Annotated in this window: 12 protein-coding genes; 5 read left to right on the forward strand and 7 right to left on the reverse strand. The window is 69.7% G+C overall.

The window, feature by feature from the left end; all coding sequences use genetic code 11:
* The first annotated feature begins 39 nt into the window (after positions 1-39).
* Positions 40-438 (forward strand): nickel-type superoxide dismutase maturation protease, encoded by a 399-nt coding sequence (sodX, locus tag ACQPXG_RS11945; protein ID WP_433467720.1) that lies wholly within the window; start codon positions 40-42, stop codon positions 436-438.
* Between the two features lie 50 nt (positions 439-488).
* On the opposite strand, the gene ACQPXG_RS11950 is transcribed toward sodX, so the two are convergent.
* Positions 489-1,679, reverse strand: a complete 1,191-nt coding sequence (locus ACQPXG_RS11950) for an NAD(P)-dependent malic enzyme (protein WP_433467721.1) — start codon at positions 1,677-1,679, stop codon at positions 489-491.
* A gap of 361 nt (positions 1,680-2,040) precedes the next feature.
* Here ACQPXG_RS11950 and ACQPXG_RS11955 point away from each other — a divergent pair, with 361 nt between their 5' ends.
* The 4 genes from ACQPXG_RS11955 (at position 2,041) to ACQPXG_RS11970 (ending at position 5,746) form a co-directional block, all read left to right on the forward strand.
* Positions 2,041-2,943 carry an ABC transporter substrate-binding protein gene (locus ACQPXG_RS11955; protein WP_433467722.1) on the forward strand — a complete coding sequence of 301 codons (903 nt, stop codon included), beginning with the start codon at positions 2,041-2,043 and terminating at the stop codon, positions 2,941-2,943.
* A 4-nt stretch (positions 2,944-2,947) separates the two neighbouring features.
* Positions 2,948-3,859: an amino acid ABC transporter permease gene (locus ACQPXG_RS11960; RefSeq protein WP_433467723.1), complete on the forward strand. Its 912-nt coding sequence runs from the start codon at positions 2,948-2,950 to the stop codon at positions 3,857-3,859.
* Between the two features lie 89 nt (positions 3,860-3,948).
* Positions 3,949-4,701 carry an amino acid ABC transporter ATP-binding protein gene (locus ACQPXG_RS11965; RefSeq protein WP_433469945.1) on the forward strand — a complete coding sequence of 251 codons (753 nt, stop codon included), beginning with the start codon at positions 3,949-3,951 and terminating at the stop codon, positions 4,699-4,701.
* A 76-nt stretch (positions 4,702-4,777) separates the two neighbouring features.
* Positions 4,778-5,746 carry a zinc-binding dehydrogenase gene (locus ACQPXG_RS11970; protein WP_433467724.1) on the forward strand — a complete coding sequence of 323 codons (969 nt, stop codon included), beginning with the start codon at positions 4,778-4,780 and terminating at the stop codon, positions 5,744-5,746.
* Between the two features lie 27 nt (positions 5,747-5,773).
* Here the strand turns inward: ACQPXG_RS11970 and ACQPXG_RS11975 are convergent, their stop codons facing one another.
* The 6 genes from ACQPXG_RS11975 to ACQPXG_RS12000 all read right to left on the reverse strand — a co-directional run bounded on the left by ACQPXG_RS11975 (position 5,774) and on the right by ACQPXG_RS12000 (position 13,216).
* On the reverse strand, positions 5,774-6,499 hold the full coding sequence (locus ACQPXG_RS11975; RefSeq protein WP_433467725.1) for a PadR family transcriptional regulator: 726 nt from the start codon (positions 6,497-6,499) through the stop codon (positions 5,774-5,776).
* 7 nt (positions 6,500-6,506) lie between these two features.
* Positions 6,507-7,334 carry a DUF4097 family beta strand repeat-containing protein gene (locus ACQPXG_RS11980; RefSeq protein WP_433467726.1) on the reverse strand — a complete coding sequence of 276 codons (828 nt, stop codon included), beginning with the start codon at positions 7,332-7,334 and terminating at the stop codon, positions 6,507-6,509.
* A gap of 90 nt (positions 7,335-7,424) precedes the next feature.
* Positions 7,425-7,604: a DUF6104 family protein gene (locus ACQPXG_RS11985; RefSeq protein WP_433467727.1), complete on the reverse strand. Its 180-nt coding sequence runs from the start codon at positions 7,602-7,604 to the stop codon at positions 7,425-7,427.
* Between the two features lie 72 nt (positions 7,605-7,676).
* A complete protein-coding gene (locus ACQPXG_RS11990; RefSeq protein ID WP_433467728.1) occupies positions 7,677-11,399 on the reverse strand; it encodes a multifunctional oxoglutarate decarboxylase/oxoglutarate dehydrogenase thiamine pyrophosphate-binding subunit/dihydrolipoyllysine-residue succinyltransferase subunit in 3,723 nt (1,240 codons plus the stop codon).
* Between the two features lie 174 nt (positions 11,400-11,573).
* On the reverse strand, positions 11,574-12,245 hold the full coding sequence (locus ACQPXG_RS11995) for an AIM24 family protein (protein ID WP_433467729.1): 672 nt from the start codon (positions 12,243-12,245) through the stop codon (positions 11,574-11,576).
* 62 nt (positions 12,246-12,307) lie between these two features.
* Positions 12,308-13,216, reverse strand: coding sequence for a glutathione S-transferase family protein (locus ACQPXG_RS12000; protein WP_433467730.1), 909 nt, complete (start codon positions 13,214-13,216; stop codon positions 12,308-12,310).
* Positions 13,217-13,236 lie beyond the last annotated feature (20 nt).

The following is a 13,236-nucleotide window of genomic DNA, read 5'->3' on the forward strand; positions in this document are numbered from 1 at the left end:
CCGCCGCCCGCCGAAGTATGCGGGCGAACGAGGAGGATCATGCGGATCCGGAGGCCGCGCCACCCGGTGCCGTGGGCCCTTGCCGGCGCGGCCGTTCTCGCGCTGGGCGCAGCGCCGAAGCCGCGGACCGTGGAGGTCACGGGGGACTCGATGCTGCCGGGTCTGCGGCCGGGGGACTGGCTCATCGTCCGCACCGGGGTCCGCCCCGCGCCCGGCGACCTCCTCGTAGCGCGGCATCCGGAGCGTGCCGAACTCCTGATCGTCAAGCGGGCGGCCTACCGCGCCGAAGGCGGCTGGTGGTTGGAGAGCGACAACCAGCGCGCCCCCGGCAACCGTGACAGCTGGGACTTCGGGCCCGTCCCCGACGCCCTCGTGGTGGGCCGCGTCGTGGCCCGCTACTGGCCCCTTCCGGCGGCACTCTTCAAACGCGGTGCCTGACGAGCCGCCGTGGCCCGTGTTCCGGGGTGTGGAACACGGGCCGCCGGTGGTCAGATGCGGGCGACGCCTTCCTTGCGGGCCTGGGCGGCGACGGCGGCGCTGACCGCCGGGGCGACGCGATCGTCGAACGGGCCGGGGACGACGTAGTCGGCGGTCAGGTCGTCGCCGACGATGCCGGCGAGGGCGTTCGCCGCCGCCAGCTTCATGCCCTCGGTGATCGAGTGGGCGCGGACGTCCAGCGCGCCGCGGAAGATGCCGGGGAACGCCAGCACGTTGTTGATCTGGTTCGGGAAGTCGCTGCGGCCGGTCGCGACCACCGTGGCGTGCCGCCGGGCGATCTCCGGGTGGACCTCCGGGGTGGGGTTGGAGAGGGCGAAGACGATCGCGTTCTCCGACATCGTCGCGACGCACGACTCGTGGACGGTGCTGCCGGACAGGCCGATGAACACGTCGGCGCCGCGCAGCGCCTCCTCCGTGGAGCCCTTCAGATGCGACCGGTTGGTGATCGCGGCGATGCGCTCCTTGACCGGGTTCAGGCCGTCCCGCCCCTCGTGGATGAGGCCCTTGCTGTCGGACAGTGCGATGTCGCCGATGCCGGCCTCGATCAGGATCTGCGAGACCGCGATGCCGGACGCGCCCGCCCCGGCCACGACCGCGCGCAGCTCCGACAGCGGCTTGCCGATGAAGCGGGCCGCGTTGGTGAGCGCGGCGAGCGCCACGATCGCGGTGCCGTGCTGGTCGTCGTGGAAGACGGGGATGTCGAGCGCGGCGCGCAGCCGGTCCTCGATCTCGAAGCAGCGGGGCGCGCTGATGTCCTCCAGGTTGATGCCGCCGAAGCTCGGCGCCATCCGGATCACCGTGTCGACGATCTCGTCGACGTCCGTGCAGCTCAGCGCGATCGGCACGGAGTCGACGTTGGCGAACTCCTTGAACAGCAGGGACTTGCCCTCCATGACCGGCATGGAGGCGGCGGGGCCGATGTCGCCGAGCCCGAGCACGGCGGTGCCGTCGGTGACGACGGCGACGACCTTGGACGTCCAGGTGTAGTCGTAGGCGAGTTCGGGGTTGTCGGCGATCGCGGTGCACACCCGGGCGACGCCCGGGGTGTAGGCCAGCGAAAGATCGTCCTTGTTGCGGACCGGGATGGTCGACCGCATCTCCAGCTTGCCGCCGCGGTGCAGCGGGAAGGCCGGATCGTCCTCCAGTGAGGGCGGTTCGGTATGAATGGGCTCAGCAGCCACAGCGACCCCTGTCAGTGAAAGTTGGCTTTCTTGCGATGCCGCCGCGGTGGTGGTGGTCTGGTGGCCGGTCACCTGGTGGTCATCTCGCGACGCACGGGGGTCACCCGTTGTCCGATTGTGCCACACGGGATTCTGCGCGCCCGGGGGACGGGGTGGTGGTGACCGTCACGTGACCGTGCCCGAACGGTAGCGGGTCGGTCGCGCTACGTGGAGGACATCCGGGGACCGCGTACTGATCTGGAGCTTCGTCGTTGCGTGATTGTTTCGGACCCTTTATCCAGATCAGGGACGTTATACGCCAAACTATGCACCTAGCCTTCGGATCTACGCGGATCCGACCAAACCACCTGGAGGGGGACCAGTGACCACCGGTTCTCTGCGCCGCCGCGCCGTCGCGGCGAGCGCGCTCGTGCTGACGGGCGCCCTCGCGCTGTCCGCATGCGGCGACAGCAACGACTCGGGCGGCTCCGCGGCCTCGAACACGAGCGTGGACAGCAAGCTCGCGGCGATGGTCCCGGCCGCCATCAAGAGCGATGGCAAGATATCGATCGGCACGGACGCGTCGTACCCGCCCAACGAGTCCGTCGACCCGGCCTCGCAGAAGATCGTCGGGTGGGACGTCGACCTCTTCAACGCCGTCGCGGCCAAGCTCGGCCTGAAGACCGAGTACCACAACGCCGGCTTCGACACGATCATCCCCGGCGTCCAGTCCGGCAAGTACGAGGCGGGCGTCTCCTCCTTCACCGACAACAAGGAGCGCGAGAAGGCCGTCGACTTCGTCAGCTACTACTCGGCGGGGACGGCGTGGGCGGCCCTCAAGGGCAACCCCAAGGGCGTCAACCCCGACGACGCGTGCGGCAAGAGCATCGGCGTCCAGCAGGGCACCGTGCAGGTCGACGACCTCGCAGCGCGCAGCAAGAAGTGCACCGAGGCGGGCAAGCCGGCCATCAAGCCGGTCGTCCGCAAGCAGCAGACCGAGGTCAACAACGACCTGGTCGCCGGCAAGGTGGACGGGATGGCGGCCGACTCGCCGATCGTCGGCGGCGCGGTCAAGAAGACCGGCAAGCTGCAGATCATCGGCCAGGTCTACGACACCGCCCCGTACGGCTACGCGTTCGGCAAGAACTCCGGCCAGTTCAAGGACGCCGTGCTCGGAGCCCTCCAGGCGCTCATCGCCGACGGCACCTACAAGAAGATCCTGGAGGAGAACGGCGTGGAAAGCGGTGCTGTGACCCAGCCGGCGATCAACGCCGCGCAGGGCTGATCGCATGACGGTCGACAACGACGTCGAGAAGGGACGGCCGGAGGCGATCAAGGCCGTCCCCGTCCGGCACCCGGGCCGGTGGCTCGGCGCGGCCGTCATCGTCGTGCTGGTCGCGATGTTCGTGCACTTCCTGCTGACCAGCAAGGCGCTCGAATGGTCGGAGCAGTGGAAGTTCCTGTTCTCCGACGCGGTGCTCAAGGGCGTCCGCAACACGGTCTGGCTGACCCTCGCCGCGATGGCAGGCGGCGTGGTGCTCGGCATCGTGCTCGCGCTGATGCGGTTGTCGGCCAACCCGCTGCTGAGCGGCGCGGCGTGGGTGTACCTGTGGTTCTTCCGCGGCACGCCGCTCTACACGCAGCTGCTCATCTGGGGCGCGATCGGCACGCTGTTCCCGACGGTCGGGATCGGCATCCCCTTCGGGCCCGAGTTCGAGACGTGGAAGACGCAGGAACTGGTCAACGCCGCGATCGCGGCGTCGCTGGGACTGATCCTCAACGAGGCCGCGTACATGGCCGAGATCGTCCGTGCGGGGATCCTGTCCGTGGACGAGGGACAGCAGGAGGCCGCGAGCGCGCTCGGCATGTCCCGGATGCAGACGATGCGGCGGATCGTGCTGCCGCAGGCGATGCGCGTCATCGTCCCGCCGACCGGCAACGAGGCGATCTCGATGCTGAAGAACACCTCGCTGGTCGCGGCCGTCCCCTACTCCGAGCTCACCTTCACCGCGCAGACGATCTACGCCAGCACCTACAAGATCATCCCGATGCTGGTGATGGCCTGCCTGTGGTACCTGCTCATCTCCTCGGTCATGATGATCGGGCAGTACTACCTGGAGCGGCACTACAGCAGGGGCACCACCAAGGGGGCCGAGGTCAGGCTGCGGCTCCGCTTCCGCGGCGGAGGAGGTGGCCAGTGAGCGGAGACGAGGACATCGTGAGCGACTCCCTCTCCAAGGAGCCCGAGGAGCCCGAGGAGCCCGCGGCCGCGGCCGCGAGCGGCGGCCTGATGGTCAAGGCCGAGCGTGTGCACAAGTCGTTCGGCCGGCTGGAGGTGCTGAAGGGCATCGACCTGGAGGTGAAGCCCGGCGAGGTGATGTGCGTCGTCGGGCCGTCCGGGTCCGGCAAGTCGACGTTCCTGCGCTGCATCAACCACCTGGAGAAGATCAACGGTGGCCGGCTCTGGGTGAACGGCCACCTGGTCGGCTACCGGGAGTCGGGCGGCAAGCTGTACGAGCTGCGCGACCGGGAGGTCGCGGCGCAGCGCCGCGAGATCGGCATGGTGTTCCAGCGGTTCAACCTGTTCCCGCACATGACGGCGCTGGAGAACGTCATGGAGGCCCCCTGCCGGGTGAAGAAGCAACCCAAGGCGGAGGTCAGGGAGCGGGCCCTCGCCCTGCTGACGCGGGTCGGGCTCGGCGACAAGGTGCAGAGCTACCCGGCGCAGCTGTCCGGCGGGCAGCAGCAGCGGGTGGCGATCGCCCGGGCACTGGCCATGGAGCCCGCGCTGATGCTCTTCGACGAGCCGACGTCCGCGCTCGACCCCGAGCTGGTCGGCGAGGTCCTGGAGGTCATGAAGCAGCTCGCCCTCGACGGCATGACCATGGTCGTGGTCACCCACGAGATGGGCTTCGCCCGTGAGGTCGGCGACTCGCTGGTCTTCATGGACGGCGGCGTCGTCGTCGAGGAGGGCACGCCGCGGGACGTCCTGACCAACCCGCAGCACCCGCGCACGCAGGACTTCCTGTCCAAGGTCCTGTGAGATCGGAGCACGCGGCCCGCCCCCCGGTCCGGGGGGCGGGCCGCGTGCCGTTCCGGCGGACGGTTAGTGTGCGTTCATGTTCGCTGTCACGGCCACACAGATCGACGCAGACAATCCGCTGAACGGGCTGACGCTGGGGGAGCGGCCCGATCCCGAGGTACCGGACGGCTGGACGACCGTCACGGTGAAGGCCGCCGCGCTCAACCACCACGACCTGTGGTCGCTGAAGGGCGTCGGCCTGCCCGCCGAGCGGCTCCCGATGATCCTCGGCTGCGACGCGGCCGGAGTGGACGAGGACGGCAACGAGGTCATCGTCCACTCGGTCATCGGTGACCCGGCGCGGGGCGGCGGCGACGAGACCCTCGACCCGAAGCGGTCGCTGCTGTCGGAGATCCACCCCGGGACGCTCGCGGAGAAGGTCGCGGTGCCGCGCCGCAACCTCGTCCCGAAGCCCGCCGGGCTGTCGTTCGCCGAGGCGGCCTGCCTGCCGACCGCATGGCTCACCGCGTACCGGATGCTGTTCGACAAGGCCGGGCTGCAGCCCGGTGCGTCCGTGCTGGTGCAGGGCGCGGGCGGCGGTGTCGCGAGCGCCGCGATCGCGCTGGCGGCCGCGGCCGGCTACCGCGTCTACGCGACCAGCCGCAGCGAGGCCAAACGCAAGCGGGCCGAGGAGCTGGGCGCGGACGCCGCGTTCGAGACGGGCGCGCGGCTGCCGGAGCGGGTGGACGCCGTCATCGAGACCGTCGGGGAGGCGACCTGGTCGCACTCGCTGAAGTCGCTGCGGCCCGGCGGGCGCGTCGTGGTGTCGGGCGCGACCAGCGGGCAGGTGCCGCCGGCGGAGCTGAACCGGGTGTTCTTCCTGCAGCTCCAGGTCGTCGGCTCCACCATGGGGACGCGGGACCAGCTGGAGCGGCTCGCGCGGTTTCTGGTCAAAACGGGCACCCGGCCGCTGATCGACCGCACGCTGCCGCTGAGCCGGGCACGCGAGGGTTTCGCCGCGATGGACGAGGGCGACCTCTTCGGCAAGATCGTCTTTACGCCGTGAGGCCGGGAGCCGTGGCCGGGTCTCCGGTCACGGCTCGTCCCTGCGGAAGATCTCGTTCTTCAGCCGGTCGCGGGTCTCGTTCAGAAGGGCCTCCGCGGCGGCGAGGTCGTCGTCGTCCAGCCGGGCCTTCTTCGCGCCCTTGCGGACGTCCTCGACGAACCCGCGGAGCAGGCGCTCCAGCTTGAGGCGGGCGACGTCCTCGCGGGTGCCGGTCGCCGTCTTCCACGCGTCGTCCCAGTTCTGCCGCCACTCCTCCTTCCACGCCTGCTTCTGCTCGCGCCAGTACTCCTTCTGCCGGCGCCACTCGTCCTTCTGGCGCTCGGTGGTCTCCTTCCACGCCTCCTTGGACGTGGTCTTGCCCTGGTCCCGCATCGTCCGGGCGGCCTGCGTCAGCTCCTCGCGCAGCGACCGGACGGTCTGCCGGACGTCCTCCTGCACACCGCGCGCGAACTCCTGCGCCGAGGCGGAGAGGTCCTCCTCCAGCTCGGCCAGCTCGTCCATCCGGCGCTCCAGCTCCTCGCGGCCCTTGTCGGTCAGCGAGTACACCTTCTTGCCCTTGATCACCTCGTGGGTGACCAGGCCCTCGGACTCCAGCCGGGCCAGCCGCGGGTAGATCGTGCCGGGGGAGGGCGAGTAGACCCCGAGGAACCGGTCCTGCAGCAGCCGGATCACCTCGTAGCCGTGCCGCGGGCTCTCCTCCAGCAGCTTCAGCAGGTACAGCCGCAGGCGACCGTGCCCGAAAACGGGGCTCACGTAGTCCTCACTTCTCCATGCGGGGGTTGGTGGTGATCTCCGGTGCGTCGTCGTCGCGGCCGAGGAGGGTGATCGTGCCGGACACCGTGTTGACCGCGAGCCGGCCCGAGCCGTCCCCGATCTTGCCGGTGACGCTGCGCGAGACGGCCCGCTCCTGCCGGCCGAGCTCGGGGAACGACGTCTCGATCCGCCCGGCCGCCGAGTTCAGCGTGACCTCCGCGCCGGTGGACCCGGGGACGCGCAGCGCCACCTCGCCCGAGACCGTGTTGACGTCGACGCCGCCCTCGCCGGCAAGGTCGATGTCGGCGGCGATGCGGCCGCTGACCGCCCGGGCGGCGAGCCGGTCGATGGACGCGCCGGCCAGCGACAGGTCGCCGGACACGGACGTGAACGACACCGTCCCGTCGAGGCCCTGCGCCTCGATGGCGCCGGTCACGGTGTTGGCGTCGATCGCGCCCGCCACCGCGTCGAGCGTCACGGCGCCCGAGGCGCTCTTGATGGACGTGCGGGACGTCATGCCGGTCACGACCGCGTCCGCCGACACCAGGTTCAGCGTGACCGGGCAGTCGCGCGGGACGGTCACCGTGATCGCCGCGCGGACGTTGTGGGTGCGCAGCCAGCTCAGCATGCCCTCCCACAGCTTCTCGTGGGTGACGGTCAGCATGCCCGCCTCGTGCGTGATGGTCAGCGGCGGCCCCTGGACGTCGCCGATCATCATGGACGGGCGCTCGTCGGAGGCGAGCACCGACACACTGCCCGCGATCAGCGTGACCCGCAGCGCCACCACGCCGTCGAAGTCGAGTGTGGTGGGTTCGTCGATCGTCCAGCGCGACATCGCGGCATGCCCTTCGTCCGGCTCCTCATCCAGTAAACACGATATGTCGCGTTCCTGGGAAGGCGGGGCGTGGCGCGCCCGGCCGGCCGGTCACTCGTCCTCCTCGTCGTCGAGGCGGGCGAGCCAGGTGGCGAGGCGCTCGACGGGGGTCTCGAACTCCGGGTTCAGATCGACGAACTCGCGCAGCCGGTCCGCCAGCCAGGTGAGGCTGACCTCCTCGGCGCCGCGCCGGTCCGCCAGCTCCTCGATGCCCCGATCGGTGAAGTACATGGCGTGCTCTCTCCATGAACGCCGAGGGCCCCGGCGCGCAGCGCACACCGGAGCCCTCGGTCTTACCAGTACCTATTTCTGTTCGCCGAACAGACGCGCGAGGAGCGCCTCCGTCTCGGCCTGGTGCAGCTTCGCCGAGCCCACCGCCGGGGACGAGGACGCCGGGCGCGACACCCGCGACATCCTCAGGCCCTCGATGTGGTGGGGCAGCTTCAGGGCCATGAACGGCCACGCGCCCATGTTGGCGGGCTCGTCCTGCACGAACACGACCTCGGCGTCCGCCGGGTACTTGGCCAGCTCCGCCTTGATCTCGTCGACCGGCGGCGGGTACAGCCGCTCGACCCGGACGACCGCGGTGTCGGTCGCGCCCGCCGCCTGCCGGGCCTTCACCACGTCGTAGTAGATCTTGCCGGTGGTGAGCAGCACCCGCCGCACGCCCGCCGGGTCGATCGCCGGGTCGCTCTCCGGGATGACCGGCTGGAACGCGCCGCCGGTGATCTCCTCGACCGGGGACGTGGCCGCCTTCAGCCGCAGCAGCGACTTCGGCGTGAACACGACCAGCGGCTTGTTCCGGCCCGACAGCACCTGCCAGCGCAGCAGGTGGAAGTAGTTCGCCGGGGTGGTCGGGTAGACCACGGTCATGTTGTCCTGCGCGCACAGCTGCAGGTACCGCTCGATCCGGGCGGACGAGTGGTCGGGCCCCTGGCCCTCGTAGCCGTGCGGAAGCAGCAGCACGACGCCGGAGTGCTGGCCCCACTTCTGCTCGCCGGACGAGATGTACTCGTCCACGATCGACTGGGCGCCGTTGGCGAAGTCGCCGAACTGGGCCTCCCAGCAGACCAGCGCGTCCGGGCGGGTCATCGAGTAGCCGTACTCGAAGCCCATCGCCGCGTACTCGCTGAGCAGCGAGTCGTGCACGTAGAACTTCGACACGCCCTGCCCGAACTGCTTGAGCGGCGTGTACTCCTCACCGGTCCTGCGGTCGACGAGCACCGCGTGCCGCTGGCCGAACGTGCCGCGCCGGGTGTCCTGCCCGACGAGCCGCACCGGGTGGCCGTCGATCAGCAGCGAGCCCATCGCCAGCAGCTCGCCGGTCGCCCAGTCGATCGCGTCGTCCTCGATCATCTGGGCGCGGCGCTGCAGGATCGGCTGGAGCCGCGGGTGCGGGGTGAAGCCCTCCGGCAGGCTGACCTGGGACTCGATGAGCCGCTTGACGGTCTCCTGCGGGATCGCCGACCCGGCCGAGCCGGCCCTGCCGTGGTCGATCGGGATGCGCTCCTCGACGTCCGGCTTCACGACCGAGCCCGGCTCCAGGGGCTTCTTCACGGCCTCGCGGGTCTCGGTGAAGGCCCGCTCCAGCTGCTCCTGGTAGTCGCGGAGCGCCTGCTCGGCCTCCTCCACCGTGATGTCGCCGCGGCCGATCAGCGCCTCGGTGTACAGCTTGCGGACGGACCGCTTGGCGTCGATCAGGTCGTACATCAGCGGCTGGGTGAACGACGGGTTCTCGCCCTCGTTGTGGCCCCGCCGCCGGTAGCAGACCATGTCGATGACGACGTCCTTCTTGAACGTCTGCCGGTACTCGAACGCGAGCTGCGCCACCCGATAGCACGCTTCCGGGTCGTCGCCGTTCACGTGGAAGATCGGCGCCTGGATCATCCGGGCCACGTCCGTCGAGTAGACGCTGGACCGCGAGTACTCGGGGGCGGTGGTGAAGCCCACCTGGTTGTTGATGATCACGTGCACGGTGCCGCCGGTGCGGTAGCCGCGCAGCTGCGACAGGTTCAGGGTCTCGGCCACCACGCCCTGCCCGGCGAACGCGGCGTCGCCGTGCAGCAGCACGGGCAGCACGCTGAAGCCGGCCTCGCCCACGTCCAGCAGGTCCTGCTTGGCGCGGACGACGCCCTCCAGCACCGGGTCGACCGTCTCCAGGTGGGACGGGTTCGCGACCAGCTCGGTGTGGATCTTGGAGCCGTCGCTCGCGACGAAGTCGCCGGACGCGCCGAGGTGGTACTTCACGTCGCCGGAGCCCTGCGCGCTGCGCGGGTCGAGATTGCCCTCGAACTCGCCGAAGATCTGCCCGTAGGACTTGCCGACGATGTTGGCGAGCACGTTCAGCCGGCCGCGGTGCGCCATGCCGATGACGACCTCGTCCAGGCTTTCCATCGCCGCGGCCGAGATCACCGCGTCCAGCAGCGGGATGACGGACTCGCCGCCCTCCAGCGAGAACCGCTTCTGCCCGACGAACTTCGTCTGCAGGAACGTCTCGAACGCCTCGGCGCTGTTCAGCCGGCGCAGCACGTGCAGCTGCTCCTCGCGCGACGGCTTGTCGTGCGGGACCTCCACGCGCTTCTGGATCCAGGCGCGCTCCTCCGGGTCCTGCATGTGCATGTACTCGATGCCGACCGTCCGGCAGTACGCCATCCGCAGCACGCCGAGGATGTCGCGCAGCTTCATGGTCGGCTTGCCGCCGAACCCGCCGGTCGCGAACTCGCGCTCCAGGTCCCACAGGGTGAGGCCGTGCTTGAGGATGTCGAGGTCGGGGTGGCGGCGCTGCTTGTACTCCAGCGGGTCGGTGTCGGCCATCAGGTGGCCGCGGACCCGGTAGGCGTGGATCAGCTCGTGCACGCGGGCGACCTTGGCGACGTCGTCCTCGTGGGTGGCGGAGATGTCCTTGACCCAGCGCACCGGCTCGTACGGGATGCGCAGCGCCTCGAAGATCTCGTCGTAGAAGCCGTCCTCGCCGAGGAGCAGCTCGTGGATGCGGCGCAGGAAGTCGCCGGACTGCGCGCCCTGGATGATCCGGTGGTCGTAGGTGGAGGTCAGCGTCATCACCTTGCTGATCCCCATGCGCGACAGCGTCTCGCCGGACGCGCCCGCGAACTCGGCCGGGTACTCCATCGCGCCGACGCCGATGATCGTCCCCTGGCCGGGCATCAGCCGCGGCACCGAGTGGACGGTCCCGATCGTGCCCGGGTTCGTCAGGCTGATCGTGGTGCCCTGGAAGTCCTCGAGGGTGAGCTTGCCGCCCCGGGCCTTGCGGACGATCTCCTCGTAGGCGGCCCAGAACTGGCGGAAGTCCAGCGTCTCGGCGGCCTTGATGCTCGGCACCACCAGCTGCCGCGTGCCGTCGCCCTTGGGCAGGTCGATGGCCAGCCCGAAGTTGACGTGCTCCGGCTTGATCAGCACCGGCTTGCCGTCGACCTCGGTGAAGGCGGCGTTCATCTCCGGCATCGCCGCGAGCGCCTTGACGATCGCGTACCCGATCAGGTGCGTGAACGAGACCTTGCCGCCGCGCCCGCGCTTCAGGTGGTTGTTGATGACGATGCGGTTGTCGATCAGCAGCTTCGCCGGGACGGCGCGCACGCTGGTCGCCGTCGGCACGGCGAGGCTGGCCTCCATGTTGGTGGCCGTCCGGGCGGCGACGCCGCGCAGCCGGACCTCCTCGGCGCCCGCCGGCACCGGCGGCGGGGCCGGCCTGCCCGCCTGCGGCGCAGGGGTCGCAGGCTTCGCGGGCGCCTTCGGCGGTGGCGCCGGGCGTTGCGGTGTCGGCGGAGCGGCCGCGGTGCCGTTCGCGGTCTTCCCGGCCGCGCCATCGGTGGGCGCCTGGGTGGAGGTGGGGGTCACGGTCGCCGGCCGGCTGTCCGGCTGGTAGTCCGCGAAGAAGTTCCACCAGGCTTCGTCAACGGAGTTCGGGTCGTCGAGGTACTTCTGGTACAGCTCGTCGACCAGCCACTCGTTGGCACCGAAATCTGTGATCTTGGGGTCGGCACTTGTTTGCGACGACTCTGTCGACACGGCGGAGATCGCCCTCTTCCGCAGCTCGCAGGTGAGTTTTTAGACGAGGTCAAGGCTACTCGCACTTGCCCTTCGCCCAAGCCAGCACGGTAGGACCCGCCGCCTTCGGCCTCCTCGATTGGCCGAACCTGCCGAAGCCCGGACCGTGGCTTCGGCAGTGTTGGCCAACGACCGTCAGTGCGTGTGCGGGGCGACCGTCGGGCCCTCGCTGGCCTGGATGAGGACGAAGCCCTGCCCCTGGTAGGCCAGCTGCATCGCCTCGCCGCTGCCGCGTCCGATGAGGGCACTGGCCTTGAAGGTGCGGTTGACGCCGACCTGCAGGCTGGTGCTCCACGCGACGGCGGACTGGCCGTCGGCGAACGTCGGGGCGCGGCCGCAGTCGAGCATGACCGGCGTGCCATGTGTGGTGAGCGCCACCCACCCGGTGCCCTGGAGGGTGGTGTTGAACAGGCCGCCCGCGGCGATGCCCGCGCCCTGGACGCGCTGGATGTCGGACTGCAGGTGCGAGTCGTAGGCGAGGATGTTCTTGCCGTTGACGGTGATCCCCTCGTTCTCCAGGTAGAAGAGGTGGATGTCGTCGGCGTCGTTGGCGGCGAACAGCAGGCCCTGGCCCTTGACGCGCATGAGGGGGACGCCCTCACCGGTCAGGGCCTTCTTCATGAACTTGCCGATGCCGCCGGCGCCCTCGTAGTCGAACTCCATCTGGCCCTGGAAGGCGACCATGGAGCCCTGCCGGGCGAGGACGTCTCCGTTCAGGTGGACCCTGAGCATCTTGGAGTTCTGGAGGGCGAAGTGGCCGGGAAGCTGCTGGCCCTGTTCGAGGTTGTTGAAGAACTGGCTGCGCATGGTGCGGTCGTGCCTCTCGTGCGGATTACCAAGGATGCGCCAGCATAACGAGGGAGAAGCCGTCAACGTCCCCGGTCATGCCGGGTCGTCCAGTCCATGATCGGCCCCTTGGGGACGACGCCGGAAGGGTTGATGTTCCGCTGCGTCACGTAGTAGTGCCGCTTGATGTGGTCGAAGTTCGTCGTCTCTCCGAACGCGGGGATCGAGTACAGGTCGCGGGCGTAGCCCCACAGGTTCGGGTAGTCGGTCAGGCGGCGCAGGTTGCACTTGAAGTGCGAGTAGTACACGGCATCGAAGCGGGCGAGCGTCGGGTAGAGCCGGACGTCGGCCTCGGTGATCTCGTCGCCGAACAGATAGCGGCGCGACGAGAGGCGCTCCTCAAGCTGGCCGAACGTGTCGAAGAGGGCGTCGAACGCCTCCTCGTAGGCGTCCTGCGACGTGGCGAACCCGGCCTTGTAGACCCCGTTGTTGACCGTCGTGTAGACGAGGGCGTTCAGCTCGTCGATCTCCGGGCGGAGCGCCTCGGGGTACAGATCGGGCGCGCCGGGGCGGTGATGCGCTGTGAACTCCGTCTCGAACATCGTGGTGATGTTCGGGAAGTCGTTGGTGACGAGGCGTTTCGTCCGGGTGTCCCAAATGCACGGAACCGTGTAGCGGCCCTGGAAGGAGGGATCGCTGCCCAGATACAGCTCGGAGAGGAAGACGGCGCCGGTGACGGGGTCGTGGTCGGGGAACCGCCAGCCGCGCTCGTCCCGGATGGGGTCGACGACCGCGACGCCGATCACGTCCTCCAGGCCGAGCAGCCGCCGGACGATCAGGGTCCGGTGCGCCCAGGGGCAGGCGTAGGAGACGAAGAGCCGGTACCTGCCGGGCTCGGCGGGCAGGCCGCTCGACCCGTCGGCCGTGATCCGCTCGGTGAACCGGTTGGCCTGCCGCACGAACCGGCCGCCCTCGACCTCCTGCACGCTCATGGTGGACTCCTCCAGAAAGT

Source organism: Spirillospora sp. CA-128828, from assembly GCF_050945415.1.
GTDB lineage: Bacteria > Actinomycetota > Actinomycetes > Streptosporangiales > Streptosporangiaceae > Spirillospora.